This window comes from Janthinobacterium sp. GW822-FHT07H11 (genome assembly GCF_058798615.1).
Genome location: NZ_CM179507.1, coordinates 4372066 through 4389829 on the forward strand (window position 1 = coordinate 4372066; position 17764 = coordinate 4389829).

At 65.8% G+C, this 17764-nt stretch carries 17 protein-coding genes; 8 read left to right on the forward strand and 9 right to left on the reverse strand.

What is annotated here, in order from left to right; genetic code table 11:
- Nucleotides 1-9: 9 nt before the first annotated feature.
- On the reverse strand, nt 10-1893 hold the full coding sequence (locus AC3RCJ_RS19260; protein WP_492961401.1) for an FAD-dependent monooxygenase: 1884 nt from the start codon (nt 1891-1893) through the stop codon (nt 10-12).
- 10 nt (nt 1894-1903) lie between these two features.
- Nucleotides 1904-3748, reverse strand: coding sequence for an FAD-dependent monooxygenase (locus AC3RCJ_RS19265; protein ID WP_492961399.1), 1845 nt, complete (start codon nt 3746-3748; stop codon nt 1904-1906).
- A 231-nt stretch (nt 3749-3979) separates the two neighbouring features.
- On the opposite strand from AC3RCJ_RS19265, the gene AC3RCJ_RS19270 reads away from it, so the two are divergent.
- The gene (locus tag AC3RCJ_RS19270; protein WP_492961397.1) at nt 3980-4678 is read left to right on the forward strand and encodes a TetR/AcrR family transcriptional regulator; all 699 of its coding nucleotides are present in this window, start codon (nt 3980-3982) and stop codon (nt 4676-4678) included.
- A gap of 6 nt (nt 4679-4684) precedes the next feature.
- Here the strand turns inward: AC3RCJ_RS19270 and AC3RCJ_RS19275 are convergent, their stop codons facing one another.
- The 6 genes from AC3RCJ_RS19275 to AC3RCJ_RS19300 form a co-directional block, all read right to left on the reverse strand.
- On the reverse strand, nt 4685-4885 hold the full coding sequence (locus AC3RCJ_RS19275; RefSeq protein WP_492961396.1) for a hypothetical protein: 201 nt from the start codon (nt 4883-4885) through the stop codon (nt 4685-4687).
- A complete protein-coding gene (locus AC3RCJ_RS19280; RefSeq protein WP_492961394.1) occupies nt 4878-5255 on the reverse strand; it encodes a DUF2750 domain-containing protein in 378 nt (125 codons plus the stop codon). The genes AC3RCJ_RS19275 and AC3RCJ_RS19280 overlap by 8 nt, the downstream gene beginning before the upstream one ends.
- A complete protein-coding gene (locus AC3RCJ_RS19285) occupies nt 5245-5529 on the reverse strand; it encodes a hypothetical protein (protein ID WP_492961392.1) in 285 nt (94 codons plus the stop codon). The genes AC3RCJ_RS19280 and AC3RCJ_RS19285 overlap by 11 nt, the downstream gene beginning before the upstream one ends.
- 1 nt (nt 5530) lies before the next feature.
- A complete protein-coding gene (locus AC3RCJ_RS19290) occupies nt 5531-5920 on the reverse strand; it encodes an Imm1 family immunity protein (protein WP_492961390.1) in 390 nt (129 codons plus the stop codon).
- Nucleotides 5917-7557 (reverse strand): SulP family inorganic anion transporter, encoded by a 1641-nt coding sequence (locus AC3RCJ_RS19295; protein WP_492961388.1) that lies wholly within the window; start codon nt 7555-7557, stop codon nt 5917-5919. Before AC3RCJ_RS19295 ends, AC3RCJ_RS19290 begins: the two co-directional genes overlap by 4 nt.
- A gap of 77 nt (nt 7558-7634) precedes the next feature.
- Nucleotides 7635-8204, reverse strand: coding sequence for a TetR/AcrR family transcriptional regulator (locus tag AC3RCJ_RS19300; RefSeq protein WP_492961386.1), 570 nt, complete (start codon nt 8202-8204; stop codon nt 7635-7637).
- Between the two features lie 127 nt (nt 8205-8331).
- Here AC3RCJ_RS19300 and AC3RCJ_RS19305 point away from each other — a divergent pair, with 127 nt between their 5' ends.
- The 3 genes from AC3RCJ_RS19305 (at nt 8332) to AC3RCJ_RS19315 (ending at nt 12598) form a co-directional block, all read left to right on the forward strand.
- Entirely contained in the window at nt 8332-9309 is a 978-nt protein-coding gene (locus AC3RCJ_RS19305; protein ID WP_492961384.1) for an SDR family oxidoreductase, read from the forward strand.
- A gap of 3 nt (nt 9310-9312) precedes the next feature.
- Entirely contained in the window at nt 9313-10170 is an 858-nt protein-coding gene (gene ku, locus AC3RCJ_RS19310; protein WP_492961382.1) for a non-homologous end joining protein Ku, read from the forward strand.
- A gap of 115 nt (nt 10171-10285) precedes the next feature.
- Nucleotides 10286-12598, forward strand: coding sequence for a PAS domain S-box protein (locus tag AC3RCJ_RS19315; protein WP_492961380.1), 2313 nt, complete (start codon nt 10286-10288; stop codon nt 12596-12598).
- Here the strand turns inward: AC3RCJ_RS19315 and ligD are convergent.
- Nucleotides 12582-15080: a DNA ligase D gene (gene ligD / locus AC3RCJ_RS19320; RefSeq protein ID WP_492961378.1), complete on the reverse strand. Its 2499-nt coding sequence runs from the start codon at nt 15078-15080 to the stop codon at nt 12582-12584. The genes AC3RCJ_RS19315 and ligD overlap by 17 nt on opposite strands.
- Before the next feature lie 210 nt (nt 15081-15290).
- Here ligD and AC3RCJ_RS19325 point away from each other — a divergent pair, with 210 nt between their 5' ends.
- From AC3RCJ_RS19325 to AC3RCJ_RS19340, 4 genes are all read left to right on the forward strand, one after another.
- On the forward strand, nt 15291-15620 hold the full coding sequence (locus AC3RCJ_RS19325; protein ID WP_492961376.1) for a hypothetical protein: 330 nt from the start codon (nt 15291-15293) through the stop codon (nt 15618-15620).
- Between the two features lie 222 nt (nt 15621-15842).
- The gene (locus tag AC3RCJ_RS19330; RefSeq protein ID WP_492961374.1) at nt 15843-16184 is read left to right on the forward strand and encodes a hypothetical protein; all 342 of its coding nucleotides are present in this window, start codon (nt 15843-15845) and stop codon (nt 16182-16184) included.
- Between the two features lie 40 nt (nt 16185-16224).
- The gene (locus tag AC3RCJ_RS19335) at nt 16225-16557 is read left to right on the forward strand and encodes a hypothetical protein (RefSeq protein WP_492961372.1); all 333 of its coding nucleotides are present in this window, start codon (nt 16225-16227) and stop codon (nt 16555-16557) included.
- Between the two features lie 182 nt (nt 16558-16739).
- On the forward strand, nt 16740-17762 hold the full coding sequence (locus AC3RCJ_RS19340) for a serine hydrolase domain-containing protein (RefSeq protein ID WP_492961370.1): 1023 nt from the start codon (nt 16740-16742) through the stop codon (nt 17760-17762).
- Nucleotides 17763-17764 lie beyond the last annotated feature (2 nt).

Below are 17764 nucleotides of genomic sequence, written 5' to 3' on the forward strand. Positions count from 1 at the left end.
TCCTGCGCATCAGGATTGGTAGTTATTGTGGGAAAACAGGGTGGCAAAGACGTCCGCCAGCGCTTGCGCGGGCGCGGCGCAGCGATGGCGGCTGCGCCACACCACCACGCCGTCGCCGCGCACCAGCAGCGCGCCGTCCGGCGCCATTTCCAGCGCCTGCGCGAAGGCTGGCGCGGCGAGGCGGAACTGGGCCGCATCGCTGTCGTCGATGCAGGGACAGGCGATGCGTATGCCCCATTGCGCATTGACGGCATCGAGCGCGGCCAGCCATACAGCCCGTTGCGACGCCTGCACCAGCAGGGTCAGCGGATGCTGGCGCGCCAGGTCGCGCGTGGACAGGTCGCTGCCGCGCCGCCCGCTCCACGCGTGGGGAATCAGGCCGCCGGGGCTGGTGGTAGGCCAGTACTCGGTATGTTCGTTCGGCGAACGGGGATGCGGATGCGGCTCGCGGCAGACAAAACCGCGGGACAGCGCGTGGCCCAGGTCCATGCCCAGCGTGACGAATACTTCGCGCTGCCTGTCGATGGCGCGCCGCACGCGGGTGCGCAGCGCGGCGCCATCGCCCGACGCCTCGGCCAGCCTGGCCAGCGGTTTCAGGCCGCCCGCCAGCAAGCCGCCGACCAGCTTGCGCGCCAGCGCGCGCGGCAGCAGGCGCACGGGGACCGATGCCGACAGCGCGGCCAGCTTGCCCAGTCCCGCGGGATCGAGCCCCGCCGCCGCCATCACCTGGTCGGACAGGCCGGACAGCTCGCGCGTGCGGCGCGCATGGTCGTCGATGCTCTGCCGGCGCTCGCTGACATAACTGTCCAGCAAGACGTCGCGCAGGGCGGCCGCATCGCCGGCGCGCAGCAGCAGCGCCAGGCGCCAGGCCAGGCTGGCCGCATCCTGGATGCCGTGGTTCATGCCGAAGCCGCCGATGGCGGAAAAACCGGCCGCCGCGTCGCCGATCAGCAGCGCGCGGCCGCGCCGCAGCGTCGCCGCCTGGCGCAATTCCATGTTCCATGGCCGCACCGACATCAGTTCCACCGGCACCCCGGCGTCGCCGATGGCCGCGCGCACCATGGCCAGCGCCTGCGCGTCGCCGATGTCGGCCGCCGTCAGCAGCGGCGGCAGCACGGCGCAGCTAAGTACCCATTCGCTGTCGTCGGCCGTGTGCGCGGACAGCGCGCCGGCAACGCCGGCGTTGAGTATCCAGTACAGGGGACTGGGCCGGGCCGACGTCAGGTGCGCCAGATTGGCCCGGAAATGTATCTGCACCACCGCTTGCAGCGGCGTCGCCGCCGAAGCGATGCCCAGCGCCTGGCGCGTGGCGCTGGCCGCGCCATCGGCGCCGATCACGTAGCGCGCCGCGCGCCGCGCCGTCTTGCCGCTCGCGCTGTGCGCCAGGGTCAGCGTGGCCGCTTGCGCGTCCTGCGACAGCGCGACCAGCGCATGCCCGGGCAAAAATTCGATCAGCGGCTGCGCCAGCACCTGTGCGCGCAGGATCGGGTCCGCCACGTTCTGCGACAGGTGCAAGGGACGGCACGGACTGCATGCCAGCAAGGCCGCCGTGTGGGCGGGATCGCCGAGCGGCACGCAGCGGCCCAGGTCCACGCCGGCCAGCGACGTGCACCAGGTGATGTAGCGCAGCTTGAGCGGCGGCGCGCTCGCCTCCCTGAAGTCGTCCGCCAGCTCGGGCGCGATCGAACGCAGCACTTCCATCGAGCGTATCGACCAGACGTTGCCGCGCGGATGCGGGTCCGCTTGCGTGTTGCGTTCCACCAGCACGCTGCGGATGCCATATTCGGCCAGCAGCAGCGCCAGCACGGAGCCGGCCGTGCCGGCGCCGACGATGGCGACAGGCGCCGTTTCGCCGCCGCGCGCGCGGTGGCTATCTGTTTGAGTTGAAATCACGGCGATACCTTCAGTGAAGAGCGGCCGCCCGGGCGGGCAGACCGAGATGGAACAGGCTGGCAAAGATGGCGCTCAGCTCATCGGCTTGCGGCAGGTCCGCGTGCGCATGGCGCCAGGCGATATGGCCGTCCGGACGCACGAGGAACAGGCCATCGGGCTGCTCCTGGTTGAAACCGGCCAGGCGGCCGGCCTCGTCCGGATGAACGAGCGCGTCGAGATCGGCCGCGTGCAGCGCCACGCCCAGCACCGCCGCGGCCTGGCGCGCCAGGGCATGCACTGCGCCGGCGTGGCGCCCCATGCCCGCCAATACGAAGCGCTCACCGCCGAGCAGGCTGTGCGACGACAGTTTGACGCTAACGGGCGCCGCCAGGTGAAAGTGGGGAAAGCGCGCGCCCGGGTGGAACGACGGCAGGTGCTCCAGCACCGGGTCGGCGGCCTGCGGCGCGCGGCTGCCGTCACTGCGCACGGCCGCGCTGCGGTACAGGTAGCCCAGGTCCAGACCTATGGTATTGAAATGGGCGAACTGGTTTTCCGCCGCCTGCTGCACGCGCTGTCTTTGCAAGGCATGCGGGCCGCCGGCCGCCAGTTGCACCTTGTCCGTGCGCGCCTCGACGGGCGCCACCAGCAGCTTCTTGACGCCGCTGCGCACGACGCGCGGCAGGATCCGCGCCGCCAGGCTGGCGCGCAGCCTGGCCAGACGCGGCAAATGGTCCATGTTCAAGCCCAGCGCGTCGCTCACTTCGCGCATCTTGTGGTGGTTCACCGTGCTGGCCTGGCCATTCGCCAGCGCCACCGGCCGCCTTTCCTCTTCATAGGTTTGCAGCAGCGCCTGCCCCGCCTTGCCCTGGATGACCAGCGCCAGCTTCCAGGCCAGGTTGTGCGCGTCGGCCGCGCCCGTGTTCAGGCCCAGGCCGCCCGTGGGCGGGAAGCGGTGCGCCGCATCGCCGACGAGGAAAACCCGGCCGTGGGCGTAGCGTTGCGCCGTGTGCGACTGCATGGTCCAGCTGGAAGTGGAGGTCACGCGCAGCGGCATGGCGTCGTCGCCCAGCGCGGCGCGCACGATGCGCTCGCAGCGCTCGACGGGATAGTCGCGCGGCGATTCGCAGGCGGGAAAATACGGCGTCATGAACACCGAGTAGCGGGCCGCGTCGTGCACGATGAAGGTGCCGGGACAGCGGGCCGACATGATCCAGAACAGGATCGATGGCCGGTCTTGCACCAGGTGGCGGATATCGGCCTCGAAATTGATGGTGATCAAATTGGCCAGGTCCGTCTGGCCCTCCATCGCGATGCCGCACTCGCGCCGCACGCGGCTGCCGGCGCCATCGGCCGCGATGATCCAGCTGCTGCGCACGCGGTATTCCTTGCCCGTGGCGCCATCCCTCAGGCGTGAAATGGCGTGATCGTCGCCGTGCTGCGCGCCCAGCCAGGTCTGGCCGAAGGCCGTGCGGCACGGCACGCGCCGCGACAGGTGCTGGAACAGCAGGCGCTCCAGTTGGTGCTGCGGGATATTGCGCGTGATCTTGCCGCTGGAGCGCGCCAGCTTTGCCGCATACGCGGGGCCGCCGATATCGATGCTGGCCAGGTCGCCGCCGGCCAGGGTGCGGCGCCACGTCACATGGCTGGCGCCATCCGCATGCGTGGCGATACCGGCCAGCTCGGCGTCGCCGATGCCGATTTCCGCGAGGATTTCCAGCGTGCGGCTGTTGATGACATGGGCTTGCGGCGCCAGGTGCAGATCATCGCGCTGCTCCACGATCAGGGATGCGATGCCCCGGTCCGCCAGCAAGGCGGCCATGAGCATGCCTATGGGGCCGGCGCCCACGATGAGCACCGGTACGTCTGTTTCATGCATGTCTGTCTCCTGTCATGACGGTTGGTTCGCCACGTCAATTTATATGAGTATCAGCACAGCTTATATAGTTATAAGTTTGAAGTCAACAGCAATTCCACGGCACGCATCGGACGACGGCGGACGGCGCGCGCGCCGTATAATGGCGCACAAGCGGGCAGCGTTGCGGCTGCGCGACAGGATGAAATGGAATCCGGGCAGAACAGCCCGGTGGCGTGACCTTCAATGAAAAATATGACAGCAGACGACAAGCAATCCACACAAGCCGGCCCCGCCTGGAGAGCCACGCTGTTCAATGCCGACACGCCGCCGGCGGCGGCGCCGGAAGCGAATGGCAAGCAAAGGCTGATACAAGCGGCCGAGATCGAGTTTACGCAGAAGGGCTATGAAGGCGCGTCGGTGCTGTCGATCGCGCAGCGGGCCGGCGTCAAGCAGCCGCTATTGAATTACCATTTCGGCAGCAAGGAAGGCTTGTGGCGCGCCGTCGTGGCGGGCGCGTATGCGGAAGCGGAAGAGTTTTCCCGCACGGTGGACCAGACATTGGCGTCGGCCGACCCGCTGACGCACTTGAAAGCGCAGCTGAAGACCTTTGCCGTGATCAATGTGCTGCACCCGGCCGCGCATGCGCTGGTCTTCAAGGAAGTGGCCCAGGGCGGTCCCCGGCTGGACTGGATCATCGCCACCTACATGAAGCCCTTCCACGCGCGGCTCGACGCGCTGATCCTCGAATGCCAGGAACAGGGGCTGCTCAAGCGCTATCCTGTCGAGTATGGCAGCATCATGATGACCGGCATGCTGACCTCCGTGCAGTCGTCGATGAACCTGCTCAAGGGCATCTACGGCATCGACACGATGACGGCGCAGCAGGCGGAATTGCACGCCGACCAGCTGATCGACGCCCTCTTCGATGGCGTCGCGCTGCGCCCGGCCTAGTTTGGCCTAATTTTCGCTCTGGGCGGACGGGCCGGCGTCGGCTTGCGATTGCGCCAGGCACAGTTCCAGCCTGGCGATCAGCGCGCGCACTTCGTCGTCGCCCAGGTCCAGCGGATCGCCGTGCGCGCCGACGGCGATCAGGCAGATGGCCGAGCCGTCATACCAGGCGTCGAGGCGCTCCTTGCATTCCCCCTCGCGTTCATTCATATTGTTCCGCCTCACGTTGCAAATCCATCAATAGATCAGCCGGCGCCGCGATGGCGCCCGCTCCTTGCGGCACGGGAAACACGGACGCCAGCTGGCCGTTGCCCGCCATGCCGGGCAGCCACTTGGCCAAAAAATCGCCGAGCGCGATGGCGCGCGGCTGGAAATGCGCCCACTCGCCGCTGGCGCACGCTAGCGCGTATGCCGCTTCCGGCCAGAACGGTATCGCCACCTTGCCGCCGGCTTGCGCCGTGGCCCAGCCATCGTGGTGCAAGCCCCACACTTCTTGCGTATCGGCCACCTTGCGCACAAAATAGCCACGGCGTTCGGCGGACGGCAGGCCCATCACCTGCTTGAACTTGTCAGGATGCACGGTTTCCCCCTGCCTCGTCCCATACCCGCAGCTGCGGCGCGCACCAGCCCGTCACCATGTCGAGGGCGTCCAGTATCACATCTTCCCGCGCCTCATCCTGCGCGCCGTCCTGCGCAGACGCGCGCAATTCCTGCAGCAAGCCGGCCACTTGTTCCGCCGTCACGCCGCTGGCCTGGTAGCGCAGCAGGATGGCGCGCAGCGTCAATAGACCTGCCCTGGCGTCCAGCGCGGCCAGCAAGTCGCGGTCGATGTCGGCGATGATGGTGTGCGCCATGTCAATCCGCCTCCCAGGCGATGGCGGCCGGCCGCGCGCCGCCCGTCCTGAAAAACGCGACGAACGCACGCTGGCAGTGCTCCACGTCCACGCACCAGCTTTCCGGATACTCGTCCACCTGGCCGTTGGACAGCAGATAGCTGCAAACGCCGTCCGCCTCCTCGTCGCCGAGCGAGTGAAAACTCAGCTCATCCTGGCCCGACAGGTACATCAGCCAGGCGTTGCCGCCATTGCGCAGCATGCACAGGGCCGGGCCCTGCTCCGCATCGGTCGCCATGGTCAGCCACAGCTCGCACTGGGCCAGCGCGCGCGCGTCGAGCAGCGCCTGTTCCAGCGCAAGGATACTATCGACGGCACGCGCCTCGCCATGCAGGTTCAATTCCATCGTCATGTTGTGCTTCCGCTCAAATCGTTCGTCGCCAGCGCCGTGCTCAGGTACAGCTTGCCGCTCAGGTCCTGCAATAAACTGCTCTGGCGCAAACGGTCCATCACGGGCCCTTTCACTTCGGCCAGGTTCAGGCTGATGCCGCGCTTGGCCAGTGCGCTGTTGAGCTCGATCAAGCCCAGCAAGGCCGTGCTGTCGATCTGGTTGACGGCCGACAAGACCAGCACCAGGTGGCGCGCCGTCGGGTGGCCCCGCAACTCGTCTTCCACGCGCTCGGTGACGGCTTCGACGTTGCCGAAGAACAGGCCGGCATCGATGCGCAGCAGCAAGACATCGGGCAAGGTGTGCGCCTCGTAGCGCTCCACGTTGCGGAAGTGCTCGCTATTCGGGATACGGCCCAGCACGGCGATATGCGGGCGGCTGGCGCGCCAGATCAGCGTCCCCATCGACAGCAGCACGCCGATCACCACGCCCGCTTCCACGCCCAGCACCAGCACGCCGGCCGTGGTCGCCAGCAAGGCCAGCGCATCGCTGCGGTCGTAGCGCCACGACAATTTCAAGGTATCCCAGTCCAGCAGGCTGGCCACGGCAAAGATGATGGTGGCCGCCAGGACCGGCAGCGGCAGCAGGGCCAGCCAGCCCGTGGGCGCCACCAGGGCCAGCGCCAGCAGTCCCGCCGTGATGATGCTGGCCAGCGGCGTATTCGCACCGGCCTGGAAATTGACGGCCGAGCGCGAAATGGACCCCGTGACGGGAAAGCCGCCCGACAGCGCGCTGGCCACGTTGGCCGCGCCCAGGCCCAGCAGTTCCCGGTTCGTGTGCAGTTTTTCACCGCGCTTTTGCGCCAGGGTCTGGGCGGCGGACATGCTCATCAGGAAAATGATGAAGGCGATCAGCAGCGCCGGCGACAGCAGGGTGCGCCAATGGGCACTCGAGGTGGCCAGGTTCAGGCCCGGCAAGCCGCTGGGCACGTGGCCCGTCGTCTGCACGCCCATCGCCTCCAGGCCGCCATAGGCGACGAGCGCGATGCCGGACAGCACCAGCGCCATCGGCGCCAGGCGCGCGCCCACGTCGGCCGCCACCCGGTTCAAGCCGCAGCGCTGCAGCAGGCGCGAGGCGTAGCGCTTGGCCAGCCACAGGAACAGCAGGCCGGACAGTCCCAGCACCAGGCTGGGCGCGTGCCAGTGGGGAAGCGTTGCACCCAGCAAAGGCGTGATCTGGCCCCAGATGATCAGGATTGCCGCGCCATTGCTGAAGCCGCTGATCACGGGACGCGACAAAAAACTGGCCATGAAGCCCAGGCGCAGCACGCCGCACAGCAGCAGGACCAGGCCGCTGATGAAGGCCAGCTGGGCGGCCAGCACGATGTACAGTGAGGAGCCGGGGTCGGCCAGCGGCGCCAGGGCCGCGGCTGTCATCAGGGAAACGATGGCCATCGGGCCCACCGATTGCGTCATGCTGCTGCCGAACAAGGCGTACAGCACGGGCGGCAGGATGCTGGCGTAGATGCCCACGACGGGCGGCAAGCCGGCCACCAGCGCATACGCCATGCCTTGCGGCACCATCATCATGGCGACAACGATACCGGCGGTGATGTCCCCGGCCAACAGAGGACGCCGGTATTGCCTGAGCCAAAGCAGCATGATGCGATCCCAAAATCTGAAAACCGAAGCCTATCATGCGACGAGGCCGGCTGACAGGGGGGACTTGGCTGCCGTGCTCAGTCTGGCAGCAATTGCGCCTTCACGGCATCGAGGATTTCCGCCGACAGCGCCTCGTCATCGATTGCGCGCGCCAGCACCATGGCGCCCACCATGGCAGCAAACGTGGCAATGGCTTGCTGGCGGCGCTCTTCTGGCCTGCCTTCCGGCAGCAAGCCTTGCAGCAGCGCGAACTGCTGCCGCGTCGCTTGCGTAAACGCGGGACGCGCGCCGGGCGACATGCGCGCCACGTCGACGCCCATGGCCGCCGCCGGGCAGCCGCCGCCGGGCTGGTCGCGGTGCCGGGGAGTCAGATAATTCTCGATGATGGCCGGCAGCGCCCCTTGCGGGTCCTGTGCGATCTTCGTCCGCCAGCCTTCCAGCGATTTCTCCAGCGCATGCTGGCACGCCTCGATCATCAAGTCTTCCTTGGACGCGAAATGGCCATAGAAGCCGCCATGCGTGAGACCCGCCTGCTTCATCAGGTCGGCCACGCCGATGCCGTCATAGCCCTTTTCGCGGAACAACCTGGCCGCCGTTTCGACGATGCGTTCGCGGTTCAGCGCCGCCTGTTCCCTGCTCACCTTCATGCTACCCTCCTACAATCATGTCAATCATCATATAACTTTGCGCCCGTTTGCGCCACTCTGTTAGCAAGCGCACCGTATGGCCGCCCTGCCGCGCCGATACTGGATCTTCGTTTCCAGGGAGGCCAGCATGAACGAAAACAAGGATCAGTCCGCCGGTAACTTGCAGCGCACCCTGCAGCGGGAACAGGATGGCCGTGACGCTGCCAAACAAGACAAACGGGACAGCGAGCCTCCCGTGCAGACGGGCCAGCGCGGCCAGCCGGCACCTCCCCTGCCCGCCCAGCACCTGGACAAGCCCGGCAGCGAGGCGCAGATGCAGCTGAAACCGCGCTTCCTGGCGCCCGACTACTGCGGCAGCGGCAAGCTGGCCGGCATGGTGGCCATCATCACGGGCGGCGATTCGGGCATCGGCCGCGCCGTGGCCGTGCTGTACGCGCGCGAGGGGGCCGATGTGGCCATCATTTACCTGAACGAACATGCGGACGCCAACGAAACGAAGCGCTACGTGGAAGCGGAAGGCCAGAGCTGCCTGCTGATCCCCGGCGACGTGCGCGACCAGGGCTTTTGCCAGCGCGCCGTCGGCCAGGTGCTGGAGAAGTTCAGCCACATCGACGTGCTGGTGAACAACGCCGCCTTCCAGGAACACGCCGAATCCCTGCTGGACCTGAGCGAGGAACGCTTCGACCTCACCATGAAGACCAATGTCTACGGCTATTTTCACATGGCCAAGGCCGTGCTGCCCCATCTGCAGCGGGGCGCGTCCATCATCAACACGGGTTCCGTGACGGGCTTGCAAGGTTCGAAACACTTGCTCGACTACTCCACCACCAAGGGCGCCATCCATGCGTTTACCATGGCGCTGGCCGGCAACCTGCTCGACAAGGGCATCCGCGTCAACGCCATCGCGCCCGGCCCCGTCTGGACGCCGCTCAATCCGGCCGACAAGTCGCCCGAGGATATCCAGAAATTCGGCGCCGACACGGACATGCGCCGCCCGGCCCAGCCCGAGGAACTGTCGCCCGCCTACGTGTTTTTGGCCTCGCCCGCCTGTTCCAGCTACATCAGCGGTATCGTCCTGCCCGTCACCGGCAGCGTGGGAGACTAAGCAATGGCGCGCGCACTCTGGAAAGGCGCCATCAGCTTCGGCCTCGTGCACATCCCCGTCGAACTGATTTCGGCCAGCCTCGAGCATGAACTGGATCTGTCCATGCTGGACCGGCGCGACTTCGCGCCCATCGGCTACAAGCGCTACAACAAGCAGACGGGCAAGGAAGTCGAATGGGACGACATCGTCAAGGGCTATGAATACAAGACGGACGAGTACGTGGTGCTGTCCGACGAGGATTTAAGGCAGGCCAATGTGAAGGCCACGCAAACCATCGCCATTTTGACCTTTGTCGACGCGGCGGAGGTACCGCTGACCTTTTACGAACACCCGTATTACCTGCTGCCCGCCAGGGGCGGCGAGAAAGTCTATGCGCTGCTGCGCGAAACCTTGCGCCGCGCGGACAAGGTCGGTATCGCCACAGTAGTCTTGCGCACCAAGCAGCACCTGTGCGCGCTCGTCTGCATCGGCGACGCCATCGTGCTCAACACCCTGCGCTATGCCGATGAAATCCGCGCCACGGATGACCTGGACTTGCCCGCCGGCCCCTTGAAGGCGGCAGGTATTTCCGACAAGGAACTCAAAATGGCCCTGTCCCTGGTGGAAGGCATGAGCGAAGCGTGGGAACCCGGGCAATACCACGACAGCTACCGCGAAGACGTGCTGGCGCTGGTGAAGAAAAAGATCAAGGCGAAACAGACCAAGAGCATCACCGCGCCCGCGCCCGCGCCGGAAGAAGAGCCCGGCAGCAATGTGATCGACCTGGTCGCCCTGCTGCAGCAAAGCCTGGGCAAGGGCGGCAAAGGCGCCGCCAGGGCCACGCCACGCAAGGCCGGCACGGGCAGGCGCAAGCTCGCCTGAGGCGCGCCGCCTGCATGCACAGGTCGCTCATAAAGGCATTGACTTTAGTCAAGCTTCTCGCTACGTTATGCACACGGCCAGCCACCCGGCAAGCCCTGTCTAGCGTGCGGAAAAAATGGATATTGAGTTAGATAAGCTTATCCTCAGCGAAGCCCCTGGCGGCGTCGTCGTCACGACCGAGGACCATGCCGTCGTGCGCTGGACCATGGGGGCGCAGCGCATCTTCGGCTACACGGGCGAGGAAGCCATCGGGCGCAACCTGTGGGAGCTGATCTCGCTGCCGGGCCAGGCCGATGCCGACCAGGCCATCGAACGGCACCTGGCCCTGCATGGCAGCTGCGACCATGAGTCGCTGCGGCGCCGCAAGGATGGCGAATTCATCTACGTCGATGCCACGTGCAAGTGCGCGCGCGCGGAGCAGGACGGGCCCAGCTACCTGATTTCCACGATGAAGGACACGACCTTGCTGAAGGCCCTGCGCGATGCCCAGTTCGTCGATGCGCGCTACCGCGTGCTGTTCGAATCGACGCCGGACAGCGTCATCATGGTCAACGCCACGGGCGCCATCGTGCTGGCCAACCTGCAGGCGGAGCGCCTGTTCGGCTACGCGGAAGGCGAATTGAGCGGCAAGCAGATCGATGCCCTGCTGCCGCAGCGCTTCCGCCATGCGCACGTGGGTCACCGCTCGCGCTACTTCGACCAGCCGCGCACGCGCACCATGGGGGCGGACCTGGAACTGCTGGGACTGCGCAAGGATGACGTCGAATTCCCCGTGGAAATCAGCCTGTCGCCCATCCAGACGGAAATCGGCTCCTTCGTCATCAGCGCCATTCGCGACGTCAGCGACCGCCGCCGGGCCGAACAGAAGTTTCGCGGCTTGCTCGAATCGGCGCCGGACGCCATCGTCATCGTCAACGGCGACGGCGAGATCGTGCTGATCAACTCGCAGACCGAGCGCCTGTTCGGCTATACGCGCACCGAACTGCTGGGCAAGAACGTCGAAGTGCTGATCCCGGCCCGCTACGCTGCCGACCACCCGCATCACCGCCAGAGCTTTTCGGCCGCCCCGCGCGCCCGCTCCATGGGCGCCGGCCTGGAACTGTACGGCTTGCGCCGCGACGGCACCGAGTTCCCCGTCGAAATCAGCCTGTCGCCGCTGGAGACCGAGGAAGGCGTGCTGGTGTCGTCGGCCATCCGCGACATCACGGAACGCAAGCGCATCGAACGCACGCTCAACGAACAGAAAATCGAACTGGAGCGGGCCAGCCAGGCCAAGGACCGTTTTCTCACCAGCATGTCGCACGAATTGCGCACGCCGCTCAACGCCATCCTCGGCTTTGCCCAGCTGCTGGCCAACGAATCGCTGCCCGCGACTGTCGTGCAAAAGCGCACCTTCGTGCAAAACATCGTCACCTCGGGCCGGCATCTGTTGACACTGATCAATGAAATCCTCGACCTGGCGAAGATCGAATCGGGCAGCCTGAGCCTGTCGATCGAGCCGGTGGCGCTGCCCGCGCTGCTCGAGGAAGTGCGCGTGATGGTGGAGGAACAGGCGCAGCAGCGCAAGATCGACATGGTCTTTTCGCCCTGCGAACAACTGACGGTGAGGGCCGACCATACGCGCCTCAAGCAAGTACTGCTGAACCTGCTGTCGAACGCCATCAAGTACAACCGCCCGGCCGGCAAGGTGGAGCTGGAAATCTCGCAACCCGATCCACAGCGCGTGCGCATCGCCATCCGCGACACGGGCAAGGGCCTGGACGACGCGCAGATGGCCGAACTGTTCCAGCCGTTTAACCGGCTGGGACAGGAAGCGGGCAGCGAGGAAGGCACGGGCATCGGCCTGGTCGTCACCAAGCGCCTGGTCGAGCTGATGGGCGGCGGCATGGGCGTGCACAGCTGCATCGGCGTGGGCAGCATATTCTGGATCGAGCTCGATACCATGGCGGCGCTGCCGCCCAGCCTGCTGGCGGAAACGGAAAACCTGCTCGAGTCCGGCGCTGACGCCGATGACGATGCCAGCGGCCAGGCGCTGCTGCTGTATGTGGAAGACAATCCGGCCAGCCTGCGGCTGGTGGAAGATATCGTCAGCTTCCTGCCGCACCTGCGCATGATCTCGGCCACCGATGCGCGCCATGGCATCGCGCTGGCGCTGGAACGCCGTCCCGATGTCATCTTGATGGATATCAACCTCCCTGGCATGAATGGTAACCAGGCGCAGCGCATCCTGCGCAACGATCCGCGCACGGCGCACATTCCCGTCATCGCGCTGACGGCCAATGCCATGAAGGGCGACATCCGCCACGGCCTGGCCGCGGGCTTTTTCCGCTACCTGACCAAGCCTGTCGAGATTTCCCTGCTCAACGCGGCCATCGACGAGGCGCTACAGATGGCGCGCACCGTCCTGCCGTTCAAGCCGGCGGACTGAAACCCAGTTTTTTCATGGCCGCGGCGATGCCCCTGGCGCTGCGCGCATAGCCATCCCATGGCGCATTGCCCACGTCGAGGCGGCTGTGCACGTTGCCCACGTTCCACTGGTCGCCCGCCTTCAACTTGTCGAGCTCGTCCCAGGCCAGCGGTACGGAAATGCCCAGGCCGGAACGCGCGCGGGCCGACCACGCGCACACGGTGGTGGCGCCGCGTCCGTTGCGCAAATAATCGATGAAGATCTTGCCGACGCGGTTGGCCGGTCCGCTTTTCAGGACGAAACGCTGCGGTATCAGCTGCGCCATGTGCGCCACGATGGCTTGCGCAAACGCCTTCACCGTATCCCAGCCGTATTGCGGGCGGATCGGCACGACCAGGTGCAAGCCCTTGCCGCCGCTGGTCTTCAAATAGGCGGGCAAACCCAGCTCCGCCAGGAAGGCGCGCAGCAGCGTGGCCGCTTCGCGGATGGCGGGCCAGGCCACGCCCTTGCCCGGGTCCAGGTCGAACACCAGGCGGTTCGGCCTGTCATAGGCACTGGCCAGCGCGTTCTGCGTATGGAATTCCACCACATTCCATTGCGCCGCCGACAGCAAGCCCTGCGCGCCAGCCACTGCCAGCATCGACGCGTGGCCCGGCTCCAGCGCCGGGTCCAGCTGCCTGACGCCGGGCATGCTGGCCGTCTCCGCATGCTTCTGGAAGAACAGTTCGCCGCCCACGCCGGCAGGCGCGCGCACCAGCGACACGGGCCGGCCGCGCAAATGCACGAGCATCAGCTTGCCGACCAGCGCGTAATAGCGCACCAGGTCGATCTTCGTGGCGCCGCTGTCCTTGTCGATCACCCGGTCCGCATGGCTGACCTTGAAACGGGACGGCAAGACGCTGTCCCGCGTGGCTTGGTGTTGCATGGTCTTCTCCCTGTCGATGTGCTGCGCCCGCTCGCGCACGATGGCGGCCGGCTGTTTATCCTCGCGCAAGCCTTGAAACACGGCGTGGCGCACGGCGCCGCCGCTGGTCCATTGCGCAAAAGCGACCTCGGCCACCAGCGCCGGCTTGACCCAGATGGGCTGGCGCACGCCGCCCGCCTTGCCCGCGAACGGACTCGTCTCGCTGCTCAGGGCGTCGAGGCGGCGCCGCAAGTCGCGCAAGGCTGCATCGTCAAAGCCGCTGCCCACATTGCCCGCGTAGCGCAATTTCCCGTGGTCATCGTGCACGCCCAGCAAGAGCGAACCGATGCCTTCGCGCGCGCCCTGCGGCGCCGTATAGCCGCCGATGACGAATTCCTGGCGCAGCCCGCATTTGAGCTTGATCCAGTCGCCGCTGCGGCGCGACACATACGGAGAACCGTGCCGCTTGCCGATCACCCCTTCCAGCCCCAGGCGGCAGGCATGCGCCAGCAGTTGCCGTGGCTTGGCGTCGAGCGCGACACTGAAGCGCACCAGCGGCGAGGCCGGCAAGCTCTGCAGCAGCTGTTCCAGCAAGGCCCGGCGCGCCTCGACCGGCTGGCCCCGGAGATCGTGGCCATCGAAAAACGGCACGTCGAACAGGTAATACACGATGTCGCTGCTCGTGTCCGCATCGAAGGCGCGCTGCAAGGCGCCAAAATCCGGGTGGCCGCCGGCGTCGTTGACGACGATTTCACCGTCATACCAGCCTGGCGGCAAACCCAGCTCTTCCAGCGCCCGCCGCAGCTGCGGCAGTTTGGCCGTCCAGTCGTTGCCATTGCGCGTGATTAACGCAATATGATCGCCATCGCAACGCGCGAGGATGCGGTAGCCGTCGAATTTCACCTCGAAAAGCCAGTCTTGCGCGTCTGGCGGCGGCGCATCGACGAGGGTGGCCAGCTGCGGCGACAGGGTGGCGGGCAGCCTGACGGCTGGCGCGGCCGCCGGCTCCGCGCTCTTCCTGCGCCTGGGCATGGCCTTGTGCCCGACACTGTCGGGGAATTCGTCGACGACGGAAAACGCCTGCGCCGGCCGGGCATAATCGTCTTTTTCCTTGATCAGCAGCCAGGCTGGCTGCTTTTCGCTACGTTTATCGCCCTTGCCCTTCATGCGCACCAGCACCCACTTGCCGTGCATCTTGTGGCCGTACAGGGTGAATTTCAGCTCGCCGGCCGCCAGCGCGGCACGCGCATCGGGCGTGGCTGGCTGGGGCTGCCACGTGCCCTTGTCCCAGACGATGACCTTGCCAGCGCCATACTGTTTTTCCGGGATCGTGCCTTCAAAACTGGCATACGCGAGCGGATGGTCTTCCACCTGCACGGCCATGCGCTTGTCGCGCGGGTCGTAGCTGGGGCCTTTCGGCACGGCCCAGCTTTTCAGCGTGCCATCGAGTTCCAGGCGAAAATCATAGTGCAAGCGGCTGGCCCAGTGCTTCTGGATCACGAACGCAAGGGCCTCGCCCACCCCCTCGCCGCCGTCAGCGGGCTCGGGCGTGACGGCGAAATTGCGCTTGGCTTGATAGGTTTTCAAGGCGGCTTTCATGGCGAACCCATGCGGTGACGATGGCATCGAGTCTAGGCCGCCGCGGGCCGTGGCGCGGTACGCCAGCTAACAGAGTGCCTGCCCCGGCAAATGTAAGTGTTTGTAATTGCCCGAAAACGTGTCAACGCAATTGCCACACGGCGCGTTTTTGCCTCAGTGACAGGGGATTAATCTCCTGAACTACAACCCCACTTCTCGAGGAACTGCATCATGAAAAAACGCACTGTCAACATTGTCGCTACTCTGATCGCCGGCTTGTTCGCTACCGCAGCCTTTGCTCAAACCCCAGCACCAGCAGCGCCGGCCAAGGCCGAAGCCAAGCACACCAAGGAAGTGGCCAAAGCAGAAGCCAAGGAAACCAAGGCCGTGGTGAAAGCCGATGCGAAAGAAGCCGCCGTCGCCGCCGATGCGAAAGCCGACGTCGCCAGCGCCAAGGCCGATGCCGCCGCCACCAAAGCCAAAGCCCACAAAAAAGCAAAAAAAGCCAAGGCCAAGGCTGACGAAGCCAAAACTGAAGCGACCGCTGCAGCGGCCAAGTAATCAGTTCCGCGCGTTTTACGCGCCACACAAAAAGACAGCTTCGGCTGTCTTTTTTCTTTTTCATGCCGACATCACACAGCAACAGCCGATAAAACACCTGATTGTAAGAAAGTGTAAACGAGGTCAACGGTAAGCTTGCGGGCGACGTTTTATGCTCAGTGACACGGGAATCATCCCGGCACCAACAGACATACCAGACAAACCACCACCGAGGACTGCACCATGAAAAAAGCAATTGTTACCCTGATCGCCGGCCTGTTCGCAACCGCAGCCTTTGCCCAGTCCCCTGCAGCGCCAGCAGCGCCCGCCAAAGTGGAAGCGGCCCACACCAAGGCCGTCGTGAAAGCGGACGCCAAGGAAGCGCAAACGGTCGTCAAAGCGGATGCGAAAGAAGCGAAAGCCGTCGTCGCCGCGAAAACGGACGTCGCCAGCGCCAAGGCGGAAGCGGCCACCACGAAAGCCAAGGCCCACCACAAGGCCAAGCACACCAAGGCCAAGGCCGATGCAAAACTGGCTTCGGCCACCGCGGAAGCAGCGCCAGCAACGCCAGCAGCAGCCAAGTAATCCTCGACACACCATCACTGACACTCGCCAGGAAAATAAAATGAAAAAAGTTATCGCCACCCTCGTCGCCAGCCTGTTCGCAACCGCAGCCTTCGCCCAAACCCCTGCCGCCCCGGCAGCTTCGGTCCCCGCCAAGGCGGAAGCGGCCCACACGAAAGCCGTGGTCAAGGCAGAAGCCAAGGAAAGCAAGGCCGTCGTGAAGGCCGACGCGAAAGTAGCGGCTGTCGCCGCCGACGCGAAAGCCGATGTCGCCAGCGCCAAGGCCGATGCCAAGGTCACCAAGGCCAAGGCGCATCACAAGGCCAAGAAAGCCAAGCTGGCGGCCGATGAAAGCAAGGCGGCCGAAGCGATTCCAGCGACACCGGCAAAATAACTGCCGCTATCCTCAAGTCATCGCCGTCTTTGACGGCAATGCCGTTCAGTCCTGGGCTGAACGGCATTTTTTTTGGCTGTGGCGCCTTCATGCAAACTTCATGCGGCAGGCCACGACAAGCGCGACAAAATGGCGCAACCGGGCGACACTGGCAGTCCGACCACCATCATGGAGCACTCCGCATGCGCCGCCTTTCCCTGCCCTTCCTCAGCCTCCTCTTGCTGTCCTGCGCCGCAGTGGCGTACGATGGCGCCACTTCCTCCATGAAGCAGCTACTACAAGGCTATGACAGCGACAGCCATGGCGACCTGCGCGCCGTCGTCGTGCTGCGCGACGGCGCCATCGTGGCCGAACGCTATTACAACGGCGAGACGGCCGACACCCTGCACGACATCCGCTCGGCCGGCAAGAGCATCACCGCCCTGCTGGCCGGTGCGGCCGTGGCGCGCGGCCAGCTGGCGACAACAAGAACCGTGGGCGACTACTGGCCCGAAATCGCCGGCAGCCCGGCCGGCAAGGTGGTCCTCGACGACGTGCTGACCATGCGCTCGGGCCTGGCCGCCTTCGATGAAGACGAACAGTCGCCCGGCAATGAAGACAAGCTCGATGCCGCGCCCGACCCCGCCGCCTTCGTGCGCGGCGTGCCGGCCGCAACAAAGCCGGGCAGCGCCTACCGCTACAACTCACTGGGGGCCTACATCGCCGGCAGAGTGGTGGAAAGCGCCAGCGGCGCCGACCTGGAAGACTACGCCGCCAAGGTCTTGTTCGCGCCGCTGGGCATCACGCGCTGGAGCTGGGGCCGCGACGTGGCCAACCATCCGAAGGGACAGGGCAATCTGTCGCTGCGCGCGCGCGACACGGCGAAGATTGGCCAGATGGTGCTCGACGACGGCGTGGTGGACGGCAAGAGGGTCATCGACGCCGCCTGGCTGCACGCGGCGCTGGCGCCGCGCGTGGCCATCGGCGCCGTCGACCGCTACGCCGACAGCTATGGCTATTTCTGGTACGCGAAGACGCAGGACATCGGCGGCAGGAAGATCGCTGTGCATTTCGCCTCGGGCAATGGCGGCAACAAGATCTATGTGATTCCATCGCGCCGCATGGTGGTGAGCATCGCCTCCAGCGCGTATGGCAAGGGTTACGGACAGCGCCGTTCGGAAGACATTCTCAAAGCCATCCTGAAGGCCGATGCCACGCAGATGTAAGC